This window comes from Planomonospora corallina, from assembly GCF_042650625.1.
GTDB lineage: Bacteria > Actinomycetota > Actinomycetes > Streptosporangiales > Streptosporangiaceae > Planomonospora_B > Planomonospora_B corallina.
In genome coordinates this window covers 90,878-110,471 of the sequence record NZ_JBHSBM010000027.1, presented here as the reverse complement: position 1 = coordinate 110,471, position 19,594 = coordinate 90,878, and the positions used below count along the sequence as shown (strand labels likewise).

The 19,594-nt window shown below is 72.5% G+C and carries 19 protein-coding genes; 8 read left to right on the top strand and 11 right to left on the bottom strand.

Features of this window, described 5'->3' with window-relative positions; translation table 11 throughout:
- Positions 1–65 precede the first annotated feature (65 nt).
- Both ACFOWE_RS24235 and ACFOWE_RS24230 read left to right on the top strand, forming a co-directional pair.
- Positions 66–1,421 carry an acetyl-CoA carboxylase biotin carboxylase subunit gene (locus tag ACFOWE_RS24235; protein ID WP_377291581.1) on the top strand — a complete coding sequence of 452 codons (1,356 nt, stop codon included), beginning with the start codon at positions 66–68 and terminating at the stop codon, positions 1,419–1,421.
- A gap of 118 nt (positions 1,422–1,539) precedes the next feature.
- Complete coding sequence (locus ACFOWE_RS24230; protein ID WP_377291579.1) at positions 1,540–1,752, top strand: biotin/lipoyl-binding carrier protein; 213 nt, start codon at positions 1,540–1,542, stop codon at positions 1,750–1,752.
- 110 nt (positions 1,753–1,862) lie between these two features.
- Here ACFOWE_RS24230 and ACFOWE_RS24225 read toward each other — a convergent pair whose 3' ends face one another.
- Positions 1,863–2,243, bottom strand: coding sequence for a thioesterase family protein (locus ACFOWE_RS24225; RefSeq protein ID WP_377291577.1), 381 nt, complete (start codon positions 2,241–2,243; stop codon positions 1,863–1,865).
- Positions 2,244–2,579: 336 nt separating this feature from the next.
- On the opposite strand from ACFOWE_RS24225, the gene ACFOWE_RS24220 reads away from it, so the two are divergent.
- Positions 2,580–4,247 (top strand): serine/threonine-protein kinase, encoded by a 1,668-nt coding sequence (locus ACFOWE_RS24220; protein WP_377291575.1) that lies wholly within the window; start codon positions 2,580–2,582, stop codon positions 4,245–4,247.
- Positions 4,248–4,306: 59 nt separating this feature from the next.
- Here the strand turns inward: ACFOWE_RS24220 and ACFOWE_RS24215 are convergent, their stop codons facing one another.
- The 3 genes from ACFOWE_RS24215 to ACFOWE_RS24205 all read right to left on the bottom strand — a co-directional run bounded on the left by ACFOWE_RS24215 (position 4,307) and on the right by ACFOWE_RS24205 (position 7,661).
- On the bottom strand, positions 4,307–5,953 hold the full coding sequence (locus ACFOWE_RS24215) for an acetolactate synthase (protein WP_377291573.1): 1,647 nt from the start codon (positions 5,951–5,953) through the stop codon (positions 4,307–4,309).
- Between the two features lie 164 nt (positions 5,954–6,117).
- Positions 6,118–6,840 (bottom strand): dethiobiotin synthase, encoded by a 723-nt coding sequence (bioD, locus tag ACFOWE_RS24210; protein ID WP_377291571.1) that lies wholly within the window; start codon positions 6,838–6,840, stop codon positions 6,118–6,120.
- Between the two features lie 101 nt (positions 6,841–6,941).
- Positions 6,942–7,661 (bottom strand): GntR family transcriptional regulator, encoded by a 720-nt coding sequence (locus tag ACFOWE_RS24205; RefSeq protein ID WP_377291569.1) that lies wholly within the window; start codon positions 7,659–7,661, stop codon positions 6,942–6,944.
- Positions 7,662–8,306: 645 nt separating this feature from the next.
- On the opposite strand from ACFOWE_RS24205, the gene ACFOWE_RS24200 reads away from it, so the two are divergent.
- A complete protein-coding gene (locus ACFOWE_RS24200) occupies positions 8,307–9,842 on the top strand; it encodes a sensor histidine kinase (protein ID WP_377291567.1) in 1,536 nt (511 codons plus the stop codon).
- A gap of 235 nt (positions 9,843–10,077) precedes the next feature.
- On the opposite strand, the gene ACFOWE_RS24195 is transcribed toward ACFOWE_RS24200, so the two are convergent.
- Positions 10,078–10,332 (bottom strand): WhiB family transcriptional regulator, encoded by a 255-nt coding sequence (locus ACFOWE_RS24195; protein WP_377291565.1) that lies wholly within the window; start codon positions 10,330–10,332, stop codon positions 10,078–10,080.
- A 284-nt stretch (positions 10,333–10,616) separates the two neighbouring features.
- The gene (locus ACFOWE_RS24190) at positions 10,617–11,561 is read right to left on the bottom strand and encodes a diacylglycerol/lipid kinase family protein (protein ID WP_377291563.1); all 945 of its coding nucleotides are present in this window, start codon (positions 11,559–11,561) and stop codon (positions 10,617–10,619) included.
- A gap of 77 nt (positions 11,562–11,638) precedes the next feature.
- On the opposite strand from ACFOWE_RS24190, the gene ACFOWE_RS24185 reads away from it, so the two are divergent.
- Positions 11,639–12,037 (top strand): hypothetical protein, encoded by a 399-nt coding sequence (locus ACFOWE_RS24185; protein ID WP_377291561.1) that lies wholly within the window; start codon positions 11,639–11,641, stop codon positions 12,035–12,037.
- Positions 12,038–12,124: 87 nt separating this feature from the next.
- On the opposite strand, the gene ACFOWE_RS24180 is transcribed toward ACFOWE_RS24185, so the two are convergent.
- The 3 genes from ACFOWE_RS24180 to sodN form a co-directional block, all read right to left on the bottom strand.
- Positions 12,125–12,904, bottom strand: a complete 780-nt coding sequence (locus ACFOWE_RS24180; protein ID WP_344864725.1) for an RNA polymerase sigma factor SigF — start codon at positions 12,902–12,904, stop codon at positions 12,125–12,127.
- Positions 12,905–12,921: 17 nt separating this feature from the next.
- Positions 12,922–13,347, bottom strand: coding sequence for an anti-sigma factor (locus tag ACFOWE_RS24175; RefSeq protein WP_377291559.1), 426 nt, complete (start codon positions 13,345–13,347; stop codon positions 12,922–12,924).
- A gap of 216 nt (positions 13,348–13,563) precedes the next feature.
- Entirely contained in the window at positions 13,564–13,965 is a 402-nt protein-coding gene (gene sodN, locus ACFOWE_RS24170) for a superoxide dismutase, Ni (RefSeq protein ID WP_344864729.1), read from the bottom strand.
- Positions 13,966–13,995: 30 nt separating this feature from the next.
- On the opposite strand from sodN, the gene ACFOWE_RS24165 reads away from it, so the two are divergent.
- Positions 13,996–14,364: a S24 family peptidase gene (locus ACFOWE_RS24165; RefSeq protein ID WP_377291557.1), complete on the top strand. Its 369-nt coding sequence runs from the start codon at positions 13,996–13,998 to the stop codon at positions 14,362–14,364.
- Here ACFOWE_RS24165 and ACFOWE_RS24160 read toward each other — a convergent pair.
- The gene (locus ACFOWE_RS24160) at positions 14,319–14,864 is read right to left on the bottom strand and encodes a CGNR zinc finger domain-containing protein (protein ID WP_377291555.1); all 546 of its coding nucleotides are present in this window, start codon (positions 14,862–14,864) and stop codon (positions 14,319–14,321) included. The genes ACFOWE_RS24165 and ACFOWE_RS24160 overlap by 46 nt on opposite strands.
- A gap of 270 nt (positions 14,865–15,134) precedes the next feature.
- Between ACFOWE_RS24160 and ACFOWE_RS24155 the strand changes: the two genes are divergently transcribed.
- Both ACFOWE_RS24155 and ACFOWE_RS24150 read left to right on the top strand, forming a co-directional pair.
- Positions 15,135–16,322: an NAD(P)-dependent malic enzyme gene (locus ACFOWE_RS24155; RefSeq protein WP_377291628.1), complete on the top strand. Its 1,188-nt coding sequence runs from the start codon at positions 15,135–15,137 to the stop codon at positions 16,320–16,322.
- A gap of 280 nt (positions 16,323–16,602) precedes the next feature.
- A complete protein-coding gene (locus ACFOWE_RS24150) occupies positions 16,603–17,757 on the top strand; it encodes a hypothetical protein (RefSeq protein ID WP_377291553.1) in 1,155 nt (384 codons plus the stop codon).
- A 152-nt stretch (positions 17,758–17,909) separates the two neighbouring features.
- Here ACFOWE_RS24150 and ACFOWE_RS24145 read toward each other — a convergent pair whose 3' ends face one another.
- Positions 17,910–19,532, bottom strand: a complete 1,623-nt coding sequence (locus ACFOWE_RS24145; protein WP_377291551.1) for a hypothetical protein — start codon at positions 19,530–19,532, stop codon at positions 17,910–17,912.
- Between the last annotated feature and the right edge of the window lie 62 nt (positions 19,533–19,594).

Below are 19,594 nucleotides of genomic sequence, written 5' to 3'. Positions count from 1 at the left end.
CCGTCAGGGGAAAGGCCGGGTCGAGATCCCGGGCTTAGGGTGGAGCGGTCGAAAGGGGCCACTACGTGTTCGAGTCTGTCCTGGTCGCGAACCGCGGCGAAATCGCCCGGCGTGTCATCCGTACGGTCCGCCGTATGGGGGTGCGGGCCATCGCGGTGTACTCCGAGGCCGACGCGGACCTGCCGTTCGTGAAGGAGGCCGACGAGGCGGTCCTGCTGGGACCCGCCAACCCCCTGCAGAGCTACCTCGACGCGGACAAGGTGCTCGAGGCCGCCCGGGCGACGGGCGCGCAGGCGGTCCACCCGGGGTACGGCTTCTTCTCCGAGAACGCGGGCTTCGCCCGGGCGGTGGCCGAGGCGGGGCTGGTCTGGATCGGCCCCTCGCCCGAGGCGATCGAGCGGATGGGCGACAAGATCAACGCTCGCAACCTGATGGAGGCCGCGGGCGTGCCCGTCGCGGCCGGGACCAGGGAGCCGGTCACCGACCTGGAGCGGGCCGTGGCCGCCGCGGCGGAGATCGGCTACCCGGTCATGGTGAAGGCGGCGGGCGGCGGCGGCGGCATCGGCATGGGCGTCGCCCGTGACGAGGCGGAGCTGGCCCGGGCGTTCGAGACGGCGGCACGGGCCGCGGCGCGCTTCGGCGCGGCCGGCGGAGACGGCGCCTCGAACGGGCCGGCGATCCTGCTCGAGCGCTACATCGAGCGCGCCCGCCACGTCGAGGTGCAGATCCTCGGTTTCCCGGACGGCACGGTCGTCGCGCTGGGCGAGCGCGACTGCTCGGTGCAGCGCCGCCACCAGAAGGTCGTGGAGGAGACGCCCTCGCCCGGCATCACCCCGGCGCTGCGCGAGCGCATGCTGGCGGCGGCCGTACGGGCCGGTGAGGCCGTGGGATACCTCGGCGCCGGGACCGTGGAGTGCCTGGTCGACGCCGACGCGCAGGACTTCGTCTTCCTGGAGATGAACACCCGGCTCCAGGTGGAGCACCCGGTGACCGAGCTCGTCACGGGGGTGGACCTGGTGGAGCAGCAGCTGCGCATCGCCGCGGGAGAGGCGGAGCCCTTCTCCGTGGCGCCCTCCGGCCACGCGATCGAGTTCCGCGTCTACGCGGAGGACCCCAGGCGCTTCCTCCCCGGACCGGGGAAGATCGACGTTTGGGAGGAGCCGTCCGGGGAGGGGGTGCGGGTCGACTCCGGTTACGCCGCGGGCACCGCGGTCACGCCGTTCTACGACCCGCTCATGGCCAAGCTCTGCGTGTACGGCCGGACCCGGGACGAGGCCCTGGAGCGGGCCCGCAAGGCCGTCGCGGGCTTCCAGGTCGAGGGCCCGAAGAACAACCTGCCGTTCTGCGCGGAACTGCTGGAGCACCCCGAGTTCGCCGCCGGCGACTACGACACCGGGCTGGTGTCCCGGATGAGGGCCTGATCCGCCCCCGCGGGCGGAGGGTGCGCGAGGGCCCGCGGGACGGGCGCGCACGGCGCGGCGCGACCCGCGCGGACCGGAGCGAGCATGAAGACCGACAGCGAGAGTGAGGGAGTTTCCGGTGGCTGAAGTACGCGCGGAGATGGTGGCGAACGTCTGGAAGATCCTCGTCTCCGAGGGCGACACCGTGGCGGAGGGCGACACCCTGGTCATCCTGGAGTCGATGAAGATGGAGATCCCGGTCCTCGCGGAGGACGACGGAGTGGTGGCCCAGATCAAGGTCGCCGAGGGCGATGTCATCCAGGAGGGCGACCTCATCGCCGTCATCGAGTAACCGTCCGGGACCGTCCTGCCCGCGTGGTGGACCCGGGGCCGCCGGGTCTGCGCGGCCGGCGGCCCCGGTGAACGGCGGGCGGCCAGGACGCTTGCGAGGAGGCGGAGCGGTCAGCGGGCGGTTCCGGCGAGGAAGCGCTCGCGGTCCACGACCACGCGCTCGATCGTGCCGGTCGCGACGGTGGTCTCCCTGCTCCGGGCGGTGAAGCCGAAGACCAGACGGCGGCCGTCGACCTCGGTGAGCTCGGCGGCGATCTCGACGTGGGCGCCGATCGGGCTGGCCGCCAGGTGGTCGAGGGCGACCCGGGTGCCGACGGAGGTTCGGCCGGGCTCCAGGGCGTCCGCGATCGCCCGGACGGTCGCCTGCTCGGCGAGGGCGAGCAGGCGGGGCGTGCCCAGCACGGGGACGTCGCCGCTGCCGACCGCGATCGCGGTGTCCTCCTTCTCGACCATGATGAGGAGCCGGGCGCGCAGACCGGGAGCGAGCATCATGCGGGCCAGCATAAGGTCTGAGCCCCGGTCCCGCGCCGTCCTCCGGTCGCCGCGGGTGCGCGGGCGGCGGGTGCGCGGGCAGCGGGTGGCCGCGTTCGCCGGACGGCGCTCCCGGGCAGGTCCGGCACGTCCTTCCCGGACCGGGTCGCCGAACTTGACGTGCAAACTGTATAAATAAAACTGAAGCTTGGACTTTTGTGTCATGCTGCCGCTCGCGCCCCACGAGCGGATCAAGCGACGTGCAGCTCTTCGTTATGCTGCCGTAACGCTGCCGCGATGCAAATCCGCTTTGTTGAAGAGCCGGGGGCTGGGAGTGGAGAGGGTTACGGGGGAGCCATGGTGGCCCAAGGCACGACGCTGGCCGGGCGGTATCGCTTAGACACCCGCATCGGCGCCGGCGGCATGGGCGAGGTCTGGCGGGGCGAGGACACCGTCCTGGCCCGCACCGTCGCCGTGAAGGTGCTGCTCCCCGGGCGCACCGACGATCCCGGCTTCCTCGTGCGCTTCCAGGGCGAGGCGCGCGCGATGGCGACGATCAACCACCCCGGGGTCGTCGACGTCTACGACTACGGCGTCCACGAGGTGCCCGGCGCGGGGGCGACGGCGTACCTGGTGATGAAGTTCGTCGACGGCGAGCCGCTGGACCGGCTGCTCGGCAGGCTGGGCAGCATCGCCCCCGGCGCCGCGCTGGAGCTCATCGCCCAGGCGGCCTCGGCCCTGCAGGCCGTGCACGACCAGGGCATCGTCCACCGCGACATCAAGCCCGGCAACCTGCTGGTCCGCTCCGACGGCACGCTCGTGCTCACCGACTTCGGCATTGCCAGGGCGGACACGGCCAGTCGGCTGACCGACGCGGGCATGGTGCTCGGCACCGCCGCCTACTGCGCGCCGGAGCAGGCCGAGGGCGCGCCGGTCACCCCGGCGGTGGACATCTACGCGCTGGGCGTGGTCGCCTACGAGTGCCTGGCCGGGCAGCGCCCCTTCGACGGCGACAGCCCGGTCACGATCGCGCTCAAGCACATCCGCGAGGCCCCGCCGCCGCTCCCCGAGCACATCCCGCCCATGGTCCGCGCCCTGGTGGAGCGGGCGCTCTCCAAGGACCCGGCCCGGCGCTTCCCCAGCGCGGCGGCGATGAGCGACGCCGCGCGCCAGGCGGTGACCGGCCCGCAGACCGGAGCGAGCGCGGTCGCGCCGATCCAGGCCGGGCTCGCGCCCGCTCAGGGGGCCGTGACGCGCCGGGACGAGCCGATCCCGCAGACCGGCTGGAGCGCGGCCGCGCAGCCGACGTCCGGCTGGCAGGCGGAGACGGCGGCGCCCGGCGCGCAGACCGAGCTCTCCCCCGGCCGGCGGGGCCGCCGGGCCGCGCGGCGGCCCAGGCGCCGGGGCGCCCTGCTGGCCGCCTCCGCGGGCGCCGTGGTGCTCTGCTCCGCGGTGGCCGTGGTGACGATCAACGGGATGGCGGTCGGATCCGAGGAGCCGTTCAGGAACGATCCCGGGGCGAGCGCCTCCGCGGCGGCCCCCAGCTCGGCCAGGCCGACGAAGTCGCACGCCAAGGGCGACCGCAGGCTGCGGGTGACCCCCACCCCCGCCGAGGAGCGCCCGGTCGTCGTGGAACCCGCGTCCACGCCCACGCCCACGCCCACGGAGGAGGAGACCGCGCGGCCCAGCGCCACCCCCAGCACCGGGCGGCGGACCCCCACGCCGACCCCGAAGCCCTCCAGCCCGTCGCCGACCCCGGCGGTGAAGAGGAAGGTGCCGAAGGTCATGCACATGGAGCTCGCCGCGGCGCTTCAGCAGCTCAAGAACGCCGGGTTCAAGGCGCAGGTCCGGCAGGACGGCGGGCCCGACCCGGAGAAGTGCTGGATGGTCTCCCACCAGAATCCGCTGGCGGGAGACATGTGGGACCCCCGCAAGCCGGTCGAGCTCCTGGCCGACGCCGTACCGTGCTCGGGCGGCACGACGACGCCGACCCCCTCGCCGACGGTCAAGGTCACCAAGGGCTGAGCCGCTCCCCGGCCGTGTCCGGGAGCCGGGTCCCCGGCGGGGACCCGGCACGGGGCCGGTCAGACGCCGGTGGTGTTGCGGGGGTAGGCCACCGACGGGTCGGTGGCGATGTTCACCATGTACGGCACGCCGGAGTCGAACGCGCGGCGCAGCGCCGGACCGATCTGCGCCGGGTCCGTGACGAGCTCGCCGCCGCCGCCCAGGGCGGTCACCACCTGGTCGTAGCGGCACTGCGGCTGGAGCTCGGCGGCCACGTCGTAGCCGTAGAGCATCTGCATGGGGTGCTTCTCCAGCCCCCACATGCCGTTGTTGCCGCAGATCATCACGACCGGCAGGCGGTGCCGCACCAGGGTGTCGACGTCCATCAGGGAGAAGCCCGCGGCGCCGTCGCCGAGCAGCAGCACCACCTGGGAGGAGGGCCGGGCCAGCCGGGCGGCGATGGCGTAGCCCAGGCCGGTGCCCAGGCAGCCGTACGGGCCCGGGTCGAGCCAGTTGCCGGGCCGTTTGGGCTCGACGTACTTGCCCGCGAAGGAGACGAAGTCGCCGCCGTCGCCGATCACCACGGCGTCGTCGGCGAGCAGCCGGTTCAGCTCGCCGTAGACGCGCATCGGGTGGATCGGGTCGGCGTCGGCGGCCAGCAGCCCGGCGTCCTCGGCGATGGCCGCCGCGGCGGCCCCGGAGAGCCTCTCCAGCCACGGGGCGTAGGTCCGGGGGGAGACGCCCGCCTCGGCGCAGGCCGCGGACAGGCCCCAGAAGACCAGGGACAGGTCGCCGGCCGCCGCCCCGGAGGGCTTGACGTGGGTGGCGATCTGCGAGGGAGCGTCGGCCAGGTGCACCACCTTGGCCAGGGGAGCGCCCTCCTTGCCCCCGAACCAGCCGTAGCCGAGCCGGAAGTCCAGCGGGGCGCCCGCCACGATCACCAGGTCGGCCTGGGCGAAGGCCAGTCCCCGGGCGCGGGTGACCAGCAGCTCGTGCCCGGCGGGCAGGATGCCGCGGCCCTGGCCGTTGGGCACGACCGGCAGGCGGTACTCCTCGGCGAAGCCCCGGGCGACCTCCTCGGCGCGGTCCATCCACACGTCGGAGCCGAGCACCAGCACCGGGCGCTCGGCCTCGGCGAGCAGGCGGGCGATCTCGGCCAGGGCGTCCGCGTCGGGCTCCAGCGGCGAGGGGGTGAGCGTCTCGGTGTGGTGCTCGGGGGAGGGGGCGAACAGGTCGTCCATGTAGAAGTCGAGGAAGACCGGGCCCCGGTGCGGGGCGATGGCCGTGCGGAAGGCCATCTCGACGTCCTGCCCGACGGAGTCCGCGCCGGAGCCGGTGAAGGAGAGCTTGGTGACCGGTGCGAGCAGCGGCGGGTGGTCCATCTCCTGGAGCGCGCCGGAGCCCCAGCGCGAGCGCGGCGCCCGGCCGCCCATGACGACGACGGGGGAGCCGTTGAAGTGCGCGGTGGCCACCCCGCTGACGCCGTTGGTGATGCCGGGCCCGGCGGTGAGCACGGCGAGACCGGGTCTGCGGGTCAGCCGGGCGGTGGCCTCGGCGGCGAAGACCGCGCTCTGCTCGTGCCGCACGTCGAGGATGGACATGCCTTCGTGGACCGCCCCGTCGTAGAGCGGGAAGACGTGCCCGCCGGACAGGGTGAACATGGTCTCGATGCCGTAGGCCTTGGAGACGGCGACCGCGATGTCACCGGCGTGCTTGGGGGACTCCATACCGCGAAACCTACCAGTCGGTCACATAGTCGGACAGGGGAGTTGCCCGGGGGGCTTCACGGCCTTCTACCTCCCCAGATTCCCTCCCGTCACACCCTTCTCCGCCGACATCCGCTGAACGGATCGTGACACCCCCATTACCCGGCGCCGGAGCACCGGGCGGGCTACGGGGAGGGGGCGAGGGAGCGCCGGAAGGCGGAGGGGTCGAACGCGCCGCCCAGCATCGGGCTGAGCCCCGCCCGCGCCACGCGGGCGAAGGCCTCGCGGTCCAGCCCGCCGGCGTCCTCCGGGAGCACGCCCGCCAGCGGCCGGGCGGCCAGCATCTCCAGGTCGGGCACGTTGCACCGCTCGGCCGGCCCCGGCTCCGCCGGCCATGCGCCGATCACCACCCCTGCCAGGTCCAGGCCGCGGCCCGCCAGCGCCTCCAGCGTCAGCGCGGTGTGGTTCAGCGTGCCCAGCGCGGCCCTGGTCACCACCAGCACCGGCGCGTGCAGCATCCGCGCCAGGTCCGCGATCGTGAACCCCTCCTCGTCGAAGCGGACGAGCAGCCCGCCGGTGCCCTCCACCACGACCAGCCGGTGCGACTCGGTGAGCTCCCTGATCCGTACGGCGGCCTCGGCGAGGGAGACCGGGGGCAGCCCCGTCACGCGCGCGGCGGCGGCGGGGGAGAGCGGGTCGGGGAACCGGGCGAGCTCGAACGTGGTGCTCACCCCGGACAGGCGGATGACGTCGTCCAGATCCCCCGGCTCGTTCTCGCCTGTCCCGGTCTGGGCGGGTTTGACCACCGCGACCGAGGAGCCGCGTTCCAGCGCCAGCGCCGCCACGGCGGCCGTGACGACCGTCTTCCCCACCCCGGTGTCGGTCCCGGTGACCACGAGAATGCTCACGGGCCTCACCCTACGGGGAGGACGGCGGGCAGGCCGGTAGGGACGTCCCGGGGCGCCCGCGCCCCCCGCCTCGTCAGGAAGCGCTCGCCGGGGAGCCCTCGTCAGGGGCGGCGCAGGCGGGTGACGAACTTGTAGCGGTCGCCCCGGTAGAGGGACTGCGCCCACTCCACGGGGTTGCCGTCGGCGTCGAAGGCGTGCCGGGTGAGCAGCAGCATCGGCAGGCCGACGTCGACGCCCAGCACCTGGGCGTCGTACGGCGTCGCCAGCACGGTCTCGATGACCTCCTCGGCCTCCGTCAGCCGCACGTTGTAGGCGTTGTGCAGCGTCTCGTACAGCGAGGAGTGCACCTCCAGCTCCCGCCGGAGCCGGGGGAAGCGGCGGGCCGACAGGTGGGTGGTGTCGATCGACATGGGCTCGCCGTTGGCCAGGCGGAGCCGGTGGATGCGGAGCACCCGGCCGCCGGGGTTGATGGCCAGCCGGCGGGCCAGGGGCTCGTCGGCGGTGACGTAGCTGATGTCGAGGATCTTGGTGTCGGGCTCCAGGCCGACGGTCCGCAGGTCACCGGTGTAGGAGGTCAGCTGGAGGACCTGCGCGACCTTCGGCTGCGCGACGAACGTCCCCTTGCCCTGGATGCGGACCAGGCGGCCCTCGACCACGAGCTCCGACAGCGCCTGCCGCACGGTGGTCCGCGAGGTCTCGAAGCGGACCGCCAGGGTGCGCTCCGGCGGCAGCGCGCTGCCCGGCTGCAGGCTCTTGGTCAGCGCCAGGAGGCTCCGCTTGACGTCGTAGTACTTCGGGATCCGCGGGGACTCGTCGGTCATGGGAGCTCCTCGCCCGCCGGGGCGGAGCCCTCGCCGCCGGCCGTGCCGCGCCGGCCGGCCCGCTCGCCGTGTTCGCTCACATGCCCACCTTCGTCTCGGCAACGGCGGTGAGCGCACTCAGGGTCACCGCGAGATCATCGGAACTCAGATTGGCCCGCACGGTCAACCGCAGGCAAGAGCGGTGGACCGGCACCGAGCGCGGCCGGGGGCATCCGGCGCGCACTCCGTGTTCCGCACAGGTGGAGGCCGTCCGGAGTGCGGTCTCGGGACGGCCGAGGACGACGGGGACGGCCGCACCTGCCGGTTCGCGGGTCTCCAGACCGGGTTCGGCGGCCGCCGGGGCCGGCTCCTCCGCTCTGGTTCGCACACGTCCGGGCAGTTCGGGCTGATGGTGAAGGATAGCCGCCGCGGCAGGTGCGGCGGCAACGCGGGCCGGGACCGGCGGCACCGGAGGAGGGCGCGGGCGGCGGCCCACCGGAGCGCGGGCGTCTGTGCGGGCCTGCGGCGCGCCTCCGCTCCGGGCGCCGGAGGGCGTCACCGATGTGACCGTTCTCACAACCGCCCGTTCACCTTCCGGACCCGCCGCGTACACGAAGTCCGCCGGCCGATTCGCCTCCGGGCCGGGGGAGAACGCATGATGCACACGTGCCGACTCTTAGCGACCTGGCGGTCCGTCACACCGCGCTCGACCACGCGGACCTCGAGTGGATGCACTCGCTGGTCTCCGACTGGCAACTCCTGGCCGACCTGTCGTTCGCCGACCTCATCCTGTGGATCCCGCTCAAGGACGGATCGGGATGGGTCGCGATCGCGCAGATGCGGCCCACCACCGGACCGACCGTCTACCACGACGACGTCGTGGGAACGATCATCGCCAAGGGCGAGCGCCAGCTGATCGACACGGCCTGGGACGAGCGGAGGATCTGCCGGGAGGGCGACCCCGACTGGTCCACCGGGGTCCCGGTACGGGAGGAGACCATCCCGGTGCGGCGCACGTGCGGCGGGGAGCCGGAGTGCGGGGACGCCGGGCACCGCTACCTGGGGGTGATCCAGCGCTCGACGAACCTGTCCTCGGCGCGCACGCCCTCCAGGCTGGAGCTGACCTACCTGCAGAGCGCCTCCGACCTGGCGCAGATGGTGGCCGAGGGCCGCTTCCCGTTCTCCGGCGCGGAACCGATCCTGGTCCGCTCGCCGCGGGTCGGCGACGGCCTGCTCCGGCTCGACCGGGCGGGCCGGGTGACCTACGCCTCGCCGAACGCCCTGTCGGCCTACCGCCGGCTGGGCCTCACCGCCGACCTGGTCGGCGCGGAGCTGGGCCGTACGACCGCCACGCTCTGCTACGCGGACGAGCCCATCAACGAGAACCTCATGGTGGTGGCGAGCGGCAAGGAGCCCCGGGAGACCGAGGTGGAGTCGGGCGGCACGGTCGTGCAGCTGCGCGCGATCCCGCTGGTGGTGGGAGGCGGCCGGATCGGCGCGCTGGTGCTCATCCGCGACGTGACCGAGCTGCGCCGGCGCGAGCGCGAGCTGATGACCAAGGACGCCACCATCCGGGAGATCCACCACCGGGTGAAGAACAACCTGCAGACGGTGGCGGCGCTGCTGCGGCTGCAGGCCAGGCGGTTGCAGGTGCCGGAGGGGCGGGAGGCCCTGGAGGAGGCGGTGCGCCGGGTCGGGTCGATCGCGATCGTGCACGAGACGCTGTCCCACACGCCCGACGAGCAGGTGGACTTCGACGACATCGCCGACCGGGTGATCGCGATGGCGAGCGAGGTGTCGGCGCCGGAGGCGCAGGTGACGCCGCGCCGGATCGGCTCGTTCGGGGTGCTGCGCTCGGAGATCGCGACCCCGCTGGCGATGGTCCTCACCGAACTGCTGCAGAACGCCGTCCAGCACGGGCTGGCGCAGCGGCCGGGGCGGCTGGAGGTGACCGTGTCGCGGGGACCGGACCAGCTGGACGTGGTGGTCTCCGACACCGGCGCGGGCCTGCCCGAGGGGTTCGACCTGGAGGCGACCACGAGTCTCGGCCTGCAGATCGTGCGGACGCTGGTGGTGGGAGAGCTGTCCGGGCGCCTGTCCATCGCGCCGCGTCAGGGGGGCGGGACCGAGGTCACCCTGGTGATCCCGCTTCCCCGCTCCGACGCCTGGTCCGAGGGGATCGGCAGGGCGGGCCTGGTGTGACCCCCGTGCCGGGTCGCGGTCCCGTGGGGGTGCGCCGCGGGTCCCTTCCCGGCTCCTGGGCCCCGGGAAACGCTCCGGGACGGTGCCGGATGCTCCCGGGAGAGCAGTCCTTCCCATGGGCCGGCCCCCGGTGCCGTGTGTTTCCGGGGGCCGTGGGAGACTGCGGGAGGACTTCCGCGAGAGGGCCTGCAGGGCCTCCAGGCGGTCCTGGGGCCTTCCTGGGCCTTCGGGGTGGCTAGGCGGTGAGGCGGGCGCGGGCGCGGGCGGTGCGGCGCTTGAGGGCGCGGCGCTCGTCCTCGCTCAGGCCGCCCCAGACGCCGGCGTCCTGGCCGGACTCCAGGGCCCACTTCAGGCACGCTTCGCTCACGGTGCACGTGCGGCAGACCTGCTTGGCCTCTTCGATCTGCATCAGGGCCGGCCCGGTGTTGCCGATCGGGAAGAACAGCTCGGGGTCCACGTCACGGCAGGCAGCTCGGTGGCGCCAGTCCATGCGTCCACTCCTTCGTAAGAGGAGCCCCTTGCGCGGCTCCGTCGGTCGGCTCACTTTGTGAACGAATTCACTAACAGGCGCGAGCAGTGGCCCGGTCCAGGTTCGGTCCGGGTCGCTCACGGTGATCGCCGGTGGCCCAGGAGTGAGGGTCGCCACTCAAAGGTCCTACGTTCCGACGTCACTGCTGAGATTGTCAGCCGCCCAGGATGCGTGCAAGAGGTTTGAGCGAAGGTTTTCGTGGTGAGGAGTGTCGGATGCGTCACACAATGACGATCTGTAACCTGCTATGCCATTACTTGTAACGCATTGGGGATAGATCGGAAGGTCACCGTTTCGACCTCTCCGAGGTAGTCGCCGTCCAGCTGGAAGGCCACCGGGCGTTCGGCGGTGAGGGTGAACTCCTTCTCGTCGTGGAGTTGCACCAGGTGCCGGCCGGTGGGCAGGGTGTCGCGGGCGCCGATGATCTGGTTCAGCAGGGGGACCATCGTGGGCAGGCCGAGCCGCTGCAGTCCCAGCAGGTCCAGGCCGGTCTCGAAGCTCGCCCAGGGCGTCGGGCAGACCGGCCGGGGGCCGACGTAGGTCCAGGGCGAGGTGTTGGAGACGACCGCCATGAAGATGCCGGAGGCCGGCGGCACGCCGGGCCCGGTCAGGCGCATCGCGGCGTGACGCTTGTCGGTGGACAGATAGTGGCGCAGCGCGGTGTTCACGTAGCGGGTGGGCGTGGCCCTGCGCCCGGTGCCGCGCAGGCCCTCCACCGCCCGGATGACCTCGGCGTCGTAGCCGAGGCCGCTGCAGAAGGTGAAGTAGCGGCTCTGGCCGTCCCATACGGCCTGGCCGAGCCCGACCGTCCGGCGCCGGTCCGCGCCCACCGCCTCCAGCACCAGGCCCGTCGCCTCGACCGGATCGTTCGGCAGCCCGAGCGCCCGCGCGAAGACGTTCGCGCTCCCGCCGGGGATCACCAGCAGCGCGGGCCGCTCCGCCGCGACCTCGCCGTCCTCCGCCTCCAGCAGGCCGTTGACGGTCTCGTTGATCGTGCCGTCGCCGCCGAGCACCGCGACCACGTCGAACCCGTCCGCGTGGGCCGTGCGGGCCAGGTGGGCGGCGTGCCCCCGGTAGCCGGTCTCCTCGACGGTCAGGTCCATCGTCGCGCCCAGCGCCCTGATGAGCACGTCCCGCGTCCGGTGGTTCGTCGTGGTCGCCTTGGGGTTCACCAGCAGCATCGCGCGCATGGCGCCAGCGTATCCATCAATAACGGTACAGAGGCTCTGAAAGGGGGACCTATCGGAGTCAGCGGTAAGGTTGGCCTGTGCCGAACCGCCCGCCGACCCTCACCGTCGCCGCCGTCGTCGCCGCCCTGGAAGGGCTCACCGCGCTGCTGCTCGGCGGCTACGTCGGGGTCGAGACAGTGATCGGACAGCCGGACGACGTGCTGAGCTCGGTCTTCGTCGCCGGGTTCGGCCTCCTGGTGGGCGCGATCCTGCTCCGGGTGGCCTGGGGCCTGCTCCGGGCGGAGAAGTGGACCCGCAGCCCCGGCGTGCTGACCCAGATCTTCATGATCCCGGTCGTCGTCACGTTGTTCCAGTCCGGTCAGCCGGTCTTCGGCGCCGTCCTGGCCGCCGCGGTGGTGACCGGACTGGTCTCACTGCTCTCCCCGCCGACGACCCGGGTCCTGTACGGGGACACCAAGCCGTCGGACGGCGTCTAGGAGCGCGCGGGCGGTCACCGGGAGGGCCGCGGCGGCCCTGCCCCGGGCCGGACGGCGGCCCCGGACGGGGGGAGAGGGGCGACGGCGTCAGTCCTCGGCCGTCAGCCCCTCGCGGAGCTGGGTCAGCGTCCTGGCCAGCAGCCGGGAGACGTGCATCTGCGAGATGCCCAGCTCGGTGGCGATCTGCGACTGGGTCATGTTGCCGAAGAAGCGCAGCAGCAGGATGCGCTTCTCGCGGGGCGGGAGCCGCTCGAGCAGCGGCTTGAGGGACTCGCGGTACTCGACGCCCTCCAGGGAGTCGTCCACGATGCCGAGGGAGTCGGCCACCGCGGGCGCGTCGTCGTCACCGGAGTCGGGGGCGTCCAGGGAGACCGTGGAGTAGGCGTTGGCCGACTCCAGACCCTCGAGCACCTCCTCCTCGGTCATCTTCAGGTAGGCGGCCAGCTCGGCGACGGTGGGCGCCCGGCCCTCCCGCTGCGACAGCTCGCTGATCGCCTTGGTGAGCGAGAGCTTCAGCTCCTGCAGGCGGCGCGGCACACGGACCGCCCAGCCCTTGTCGCGGAAGTGCCGCTTGATCTCGCCCACGATGGTGGGCGTGGCGTAGGTGGAGAACTCCACCCCCCGGTCGAGGTCGAAGCGGTCGATGGACTTGATCAGTCCGATGGTGGCGACCTGGGTCAGGTCGTCCAGCCACTCGCCGCGGTTGCGGAACCGGCGGGCGAGGTACTCGACCAGGGGCAGGTGGAGCTCGACGAGCTCGTCACGGATGCGCTGGCGTCGCGGGTCGTCGGGGGTCAACTCCGCCAGTTCGCCGAAGAGCGTGCGCGCGCGCACCCGGTCGGGCACCGCGTGATCGCTGGTGGCCATGGCACGAGTCCTTTCCGTCACGCCGGCCTCGCCGCGCCTCGACGCTTGCGGAGCACGATGGCCATACGGTCGGGGGAGTCGGTCACGGCGTCCACGTCGTCCGCCAGGGCGGTGAGCACCATCCAGGCGAACTCATCGCGCTTGGGCGGGGAACTGCCCACCGTGCTGACCTCGACCCGGACCGCCATCTCCTGACCGGTCAGCTCGAACTCGGCCGTCAGGTCGGTGCCGGGAACGGCCTGGGTCAACAACATCGCACACGCCTCGTCGACCGCGATCCGGAGATCCTCGATCTCGTCCAGCGTGAAGTCCAGCCGGGCGGCCAGCCCTGCGGTGGCCGTACGTAACACGGACAGATATGCGCTCACAGCCGGCAGCCGGACGCTCACCACGTCACGGATCCCGCCCGCGTCGACCGCGGGCGCCTCGGTGTGCTCAGTCACGTTCCTCCTTGCAAGGTCGCTGACTGCAACCTACCGCCCCCGGGTGGCCGTTGGCCCGATCAGACGCGCGATCCGGATGATTTGGAACGGGAAAAAAGGACGTTCCGCGAGGTGGGAGGGGTGATGCGCCGACGCTCCCGGGGGTGCCGGCGCACCGTGCCCTGTCCGGCCCGAAGGGCCGGCCGCGGGTCCGGTCGCGCCGGCGGCCGGGCAGGCTCAGGCGGCCTTGGTCTCCCAGAAGATCTTGGAGATCTCCTCGATCTTGGCCAGCAGCTCGTCGGCCTTCGAGGCGTCCACCGTGCCCTTGGCGGCGGCGGCGCCGGCCAGCTTGGTGGCCTCCCAGAACAGCTGGTGCAGCTGGGGGTAGGCCTCCAGGTGCTGGGGCTTGAAGTAGTCGGTCCACAGCACCCACAGGTGGTGCTTCACGAGCTGGGCCCGCTCCTCCTTGATGATGAGCGCGCGCGTGCGGAAGACCGGGTCCTCGTTGGCGGCGTACTTCTCCATGATGGCCTTGACCGACTCGGCCTCGATACGGGCCTGGGCCGGGTCGTACACGCCGCAGGGCAGGTCGCAGTGGGCGGAGGCGACGTGCCTGGGGCGCAGGAGTCGTGCGAGCATCGGGAATCCTTCCTTGATGCTGAGATCAGCATGGTCCATCACCGACCTTACTCGCCCGCCGAGGGCCGCCGCAGAAGGGGGCTGACGCCCGTGAGAGTGCGTGTCGAAGGGGATTCCATGCTCCCCGCGCTCCGCCCCGGCGACTGGCTCTGGGTACGGCGCGGCGCCCCGGTCCGCCCCGGCGACCTGGTCCTGGCCCGCCTCCCCTCCGAGGAGTCCCGCCTGATCGTGAAACGGGCCGCCTGGCGCGACGGCGACGGCTGGTGGGTGGAGAGCGACAACCAGCGCGCCCCCGGCCGCAGGGACAGCTGGGACTTCGGCCCCGTCCCGGTGCTCGGCCGGGTGGTGGCGCGCTACCGGCCGCCGCTGTCCTGGCCGACCTTCTTCCGGGCGCGGTAGGCGGCGACGTTGGCCCGGCTGGCGCACCGCTCCGAGCAGTAGCGCCGGGACCGGTTGGAGGAGGTGTCGAGATAGGCCCGCCGGCACGGTGGCGACTGGCACAGCCCCAGCCGGTCGGCGCCCAGGTCGGTGACGATGGTGGCCAGGCCCATGACGGAGCCCACGACGTACTGGTCGGCGAAACGCCCGCCCTCGGTCAGGTGCAGGTGCCACGGCTCGTCGTCGTGCCGGGTGATCTGCGGGTGGACCGGATGCCGGCGGAGCAGGGCGTTGAGCCGCTCGACGACCTCCCGCTCCTGGCCGCCGGCCGCGGCCTCGAAGACCGCCACCAGCTCCTCGCGCAGGGCGCGCAGGACGTCGAGGTCCGCGCGGGTGAGGCGGGCGGCCTGCCGGGGGCGCCCGCTCTCCTGCAGGAGGACGCGCAGCCCCTCCAGGCCGGCGAGGCGGTCGGGACTGTTGACGAGCATCACGGCCAGCTCGGCGTAGGAGATCAGATCCACCGGGGGTTCCGTCGGGTGTCGGGGTAAGGGTCCGTCCAGGCTTCGGGCATTACGTGTGAGCAGTTTAACTCCGTGTCAACAAAAGTCTGCATCCCCTGTCACCTGCCCGAGTCTCATAATGTGGCACAATCGAGCAACGGGTGACCCCCGAACCCTCCAGGCGACCGTTCCCAGAGAGGCACGTCCCGAGCTGCTACCGAAGCCGGGCCAGAGCTTCCTGCGGCGCCTATGGAATCGTCCGTCTGACTAACTACAGGGGTCGCTGTGGCCATCTCGCACTCTCCCGTCTCCATCGAAGCCCTCGATCTGGATCCCGCCTTCGCCCTGCACCGCGGCGGCAAGATGGAGATCCGCTCGACCGTCCCGGTCCGCAACGCCGACGACCTGTCCCTCGCCTACACCCCGGGCGTGGCCAAGGTCTGCACCGCGATCGCCGAGGAGCCCGAGCTCGCCGCCGACTACACCTGGGTCTCGAACGTCGTCGCCGTCGTCTCCGACGGCACCGCCGTGCTCGGCCTCGGCGACATCGGCCCCGCGGCCGCCATGCCGGTCATGGAGGGCAAGGCCCTGCTGTTCAAGGAGTTCGCCGGCGTCGACGCCGTGCCGATCTGCCTCGACTGCACCGACACGGACGCCATCATCGAGACCGTGGTCCGGCTCGCCCCCTCCTTCGGCGGCATCAACCTGGAGGACATCAGCGCGCCGAGGTGCTTCGAGATCGAGGACCGGCTCCGCGAGCTCCTGGACATCCCCGTCTTCCACGACGACCAGCACGGCACCGCGATCGTCGCGCTGGCCGCCCTGAAGAACGCCGCCCGGCTGACCGGCCGCGACCTGGGCGACCTGCGGGCCGTGGTGGCGGGCGCTGGCGCCTCCGGCGTCGCGGTCAGCCGCATCCTGCTCAACGCGGGCATCGGCGACATCGCGGTCGCCGACTCCAGGGGGATCGTCTACGAGGGGCGCGAGGGCCTCAACCCGGTGAAGCAGGCCCTGGCCCGCGACACCAACAAGGCCGGCCTCCGCGGCACCACCGAGGAGGCGCTGGCCGGGGCCGACGTGTTCATCGGCCTGTCGGGCTCGACGACCTCCGAGGAGGCCATCGCCTCGATGGCGCCCGACGCGATCGTCTTCGCGCTCTCCAACCCGACCCCCGAGGTCCACCCCGAGGTCGCCAGGAAGCACGCGAGGGTGGTCGCCACCGGCCGGTCCGACTTCCCGAACCAGATCAACAACGTGCTGGCCTTCCCCGGCGTCTTCCGCGGCGCGCTCGACGTGCGGGCCACGACCATCACCGAGAACATGAAGGTCGCCGCCGCCGAGGCGCTGGCCGCCGTGGTCGGCGACGACGAGCTCTCGCCCGACTACGTGATCCCCAGCCCGTTCGACAAGCGCGTCGCCCCCGCGGTCATCGCCGCGGTCACCGCCCAGGCCCGCGCCGACGGGGTCGCCCGCCGCTGAGCGCGGCCACGCGGACCCTCCGCGCACCCGCGACCCGGCCGTACCCGGTCGCGACCCGGCGACCCGACGGCCCGAGCACGCCCTCCGCCCACCAGGCGGAGGGCGTGCTCTTTTTTTACCGGGAAATCACCGAGCCTTTACGGAACGTGATATAACAAGTCCCCTCCGTTACCTTTGCCCTCCCGGGCGGGGTACGCACGCGTACGGGCGTGCGCGGGGGGCGTCATTCGGATGCGCACGCGCCCCGCGCACGCCGTCCACCTCCGAGGCGAGGAGAGCGATGGCACACCGGACGAACCGGCCGTTCCAGGAGACCGGGATGCCCCGGACGGCCGCCCGGCCCGAGGTCGGGCAGGCGTTCCCCCGCACCTGGCACGAGGGGGTCGCGAGCGCCACGGCGCTGTGGCGGGCGGACGTGGAGCGCCGCAGGTTCCTGGTCGACTCCACCTTCGCCATCGGGGCCGGTTCGGTGGGAGCGGTGCGCTGGCTGACCCTCCCCGCGGAGGCGCGCCCCGTCGCGGGCGGCACCCGGCGGGTGGGCATGGCCGACATCGCCGCGATCCGGGAGGTCACCCGCTCCTTCGGCGAGCTGGACAACCGCTACGGCGGCGGCCGGATCCGCTCGGCGGTCGTGAAGTACCTCGACACCGCCGTCGCGCCGCTGCTCAACGACGGCTCCTACGCCGAGGCCACCGGGAAGGAGCTGGCCTCGGCCGCCGCGGAGCTGACCCGCCTGGCCGGCTGGATGGCCTACGACCTGGAGCACCACGGGGTGGCCCAGCGCTACCTGATCCAGGCGCTCCGGCTGGCCCGTGGGGCGGGTGACCACGGCCTCGGCGGGGAGATCCTCGCCGGGATGAGCCACCAGGCCGTCTACATCGGGCAGCCCGCCCACGCCCTCGACCTGGCCAGGGCCGCGCAGACGTCGGCCCGGCGGGCCGGGATCGCCTCCCTGCTGGCCGAGGCGCACGTGCTGGAGGCGCACGCGCACGCCGCGCGCGAGGACCGCGCCGGGTGCCGCGCCGCGCTCCACGCGGCGGAGCGGGCCTTCGAACGGCGCCGGGCCGGCGGCGAGCCCGCCTGGATCGCCTACTTCGATGAGGCCTACCTGTCGGCCAAGATGGCCCACTGCTTCCGCGACCTGGGTGACGGGCCGCGGGCCGTACGGCACGCGCGGCGGTCGCTGGAGATGGACGGGCGGTTCGTGCGCGGGCGGATGTTCAACCTGTCGCTGCTGGCGGCCGGCCTGCTGGAGTGCGGGGAGCTGGAGGAGGCCTGCACGGCGGCGGGGCAGGCGCTGGATCTGGCCGGTGGGCTGCAGTCGGCCCGGACCCGCTCCTACGTGGCCGATCTGCGCGCCCGGTTGAGGCCGCACGCGGCCGAGCCCGCGGTGGCGGAGCTGGAGGAGCGGATCAGGGAGCTCAGGGCCGCCTGAGCGGGACGGTCCCCGGCCGGGGCGGTGTTCCGGCGGGGGACCGAGGAGAGCCTCCGGGCAAACTGGGGTGTCCGGGCAGGGGAAAGGGGGCCCGGCGGAGAGCCGGGCCCCCTTCTCATCCGGGGCGCGAGGCGGAGCCTCGGGCGCGTCTCCTACTTGAGGAGCTCGCCCTTGTCGCCGACGATCCGCGCGTTGCGGACCTCGGTGGCCTTGCGGTAGATCCCGGCGGCGTCGCCGTCGATGTACGGCGAGCTGATGAAGTCCACCCGGTCGTTGCCGTCCTGGTCGAAGAAGGCGCTGGTCACACCGTTGACGTAGCCGACGCGCTTGGTGTTGGCGTACTTGATGATCCACGGGCCGCCGTCGGCGCCGCCGGTCATCGAGCAGCGCAGCGCCAGGTGGTCGTTGATCTTGTAGGCGTTGGAGGTGTAGGCGCGGGTGTTGGTCTTGCCGTAGCAGTACTTCATGGTCACGCCGGTGAACGGCTTGTCGCCGTCGGGGTGCGGGTCACCCGGGTAGCCGAAGGCGTGGACCGGCTGGCCGGCCTTCTGGTTCCAGGCGAAGCCCTGGCCGCCGACGTTGTCGCCGAGCCTGCCGACGTCCTTGACGAGGCTCTCGTAGACCACGTAGGTGGCCTTGTAGTACTTCCGGACCGTGCCGGGCTTGACCCACTTCTGGACGTAGTAGCGGGTGACGGTGTAGTTGCCGCCCTTGTCGGAGGGGGTGCCGAGGTAGGTCTCGGTCTCCGGGAAGTGGGCGGCGGCGGCCTTGAGGGCGGCCTTCTTCTCCTCCGCGGTCTTGGCGGCCTGGACCGCCTTGAAGGCGTCGAAGGCGGGCTTGGTGACGTGCGCTACCTCGGGCTCGCCGAACTTGTGGCCGTTGCCCTTGCCGGTCCTGGCCTTCCGGTAGGTCTCGGCGCCGACCTCGCCCCGCTCCAGCACGGCGCCGGGGTAGTCCGGGCCGACCGGCTGCGCGTCGGTGTTCCTGCCCTCGGTGAAGTAGTCGTCGAAGGTCGCCGGGTTCAGGCGGCCCTTGTCGTACTCGGCCTTGGTGACCTCGGCCGGCACGACCTTCTTCACGCCGGGGAACTTGTCGTACTCCGTCTTGGTGACGACCTTGCCCTTGTCGTCGCCGAGCTGGATGCCGTTGTAGACGGCCACGAACGCGTAGTCGTGGTCGAAGTCCTCGTAGACGGCGAAGTTGTAGTGGGTGAAGGCCGTCTGACCGACGTAGAGGCCCCAGGGGGCCTTGCCCTGGTAGTAACCGGGCACGAAGACCCACTTGTCCATGACATCGCGGTTGCCGTCGATGTCGTAGACGCAGTGACCGGCGGTGGCGACCAGGTTGCGGTAGGCCGACTGGATCGAGGTGGCCGAGCACCAGCGGTGCTCGCCCTTGCTGTCGAGGAAGAACACCTTGCCGACGGTCTTGGGCAGGTTGACGTTCTTCGCCTTGGCGGCCTTCTGCCCGCCGGTGGGGGCCACCGCGCCGGGCTTGCCGTCGGCCTCCACGCCGCCGCTCGCGGCGAGCTTGGTCCTGGTCACGGCCTTGGCGTCCCAGGTGTACTGCGTGGCCTTCTTCAGCGCGGCGCCGTTGGAGGCGAGCCAGAACCTGGCCGTGGAGAAGGCCACGGAGGTGGAGGCGGAGAGGGAGTCGTGGGCCGGCGCCGGGGCGGCCTGCGCGGGCGCCGCCGTGGCGGTGAGCCCGGCGACCGTGAGGCCGGCGGCGGTGAGGGCACCGCCGCGGACGAGGAATCGCTTTGCTCGGGGAATCACAGAGATCTCCATGTATCGGGAGTGCGCGCCCGGTCAGGTCACAGGCGTCACAGGAGGGTTCT

What these genes read in the sequence shown, in the direction of transcription:
- ACFOWE_RS24150 (WP_377291553.1), top strand. Translation starts at nt 16,603, where the DNA reads ATGGCACACCGGACGAACCGGCCGTTCCAGGAGACCGGGATGCCCCGG.
- ACFOWE_RS24215 (WP_377291573.1), bottom strand. Translation starts at nt 5,953, where the DNA reads ATGGAGTCCCCCAAGCACGCCGGTGACATCGCGGTCGCCGTCTCCAAG.
- sodN (WP_344864729.1), bottom strand. Translation starts at nt 13,965, where the DNA reads ATGCTCGCACGACTCCTGCGCCCCAGGCACGTCGCCTCCGCCCACTGC.
- ACFOWE_RS24165 (WP_377291557.1), top strand. Translation starts at nt 13,996, where the DNA reads ATGGTCCATCACCGACCTTACTCGCCCGCCGAGGGCCGCCGCAGAAGG.
- ACFOWE_RS24190 (WP_377291563.1), bottom strand. Translation starts at nt 11,561, where the DNA reads ATGCGCGCGATGCTGCTGGTGAACCCCAAGGCGACCACGACGAACCAC.
- ACFOWE_RS24225 (WP_377291577.1), bottom strand. Translation starts at nt 2,243, where the DNA reads ATGATGCTCGCTCCCGGTCTGCGCGCCCGGCTCCTCATCATGGTCGAG.
- ACFOWE_RS24220 (WP_377291575.1), top strand. Translation starts at nt 2,580, where the DNA reads ATGGTGGCCCAAGGCACGACGCTGGCCGGGCGGTATCGCTTAGACACC.
- ACFOWE_RS24180 (WP_344864725.1), bottom strand. Translation starts at nt 12,904, where the DNA reads ATGGCCACCAGCGATCACGCGGTGCCCGACCGGGTGCGCGCGCGCACG.
- ACFOWE_RS24195 (WP_377291565.1), bottom strand. Translation starts at nt 10,332, where the DNA reads ATGGACTGGCGCCACCGAGCTGCCTGCCGTGACGTGGACCCCGAGCTG.
- ACFOWE_RS24205 (WP_377291569.1), bottom strand. Translation starts at nt 7,661, where the DNA reads ATGACCGACGAGTCCCCGCGGATCCCGAAGTACTACGACGTCAAGCGG.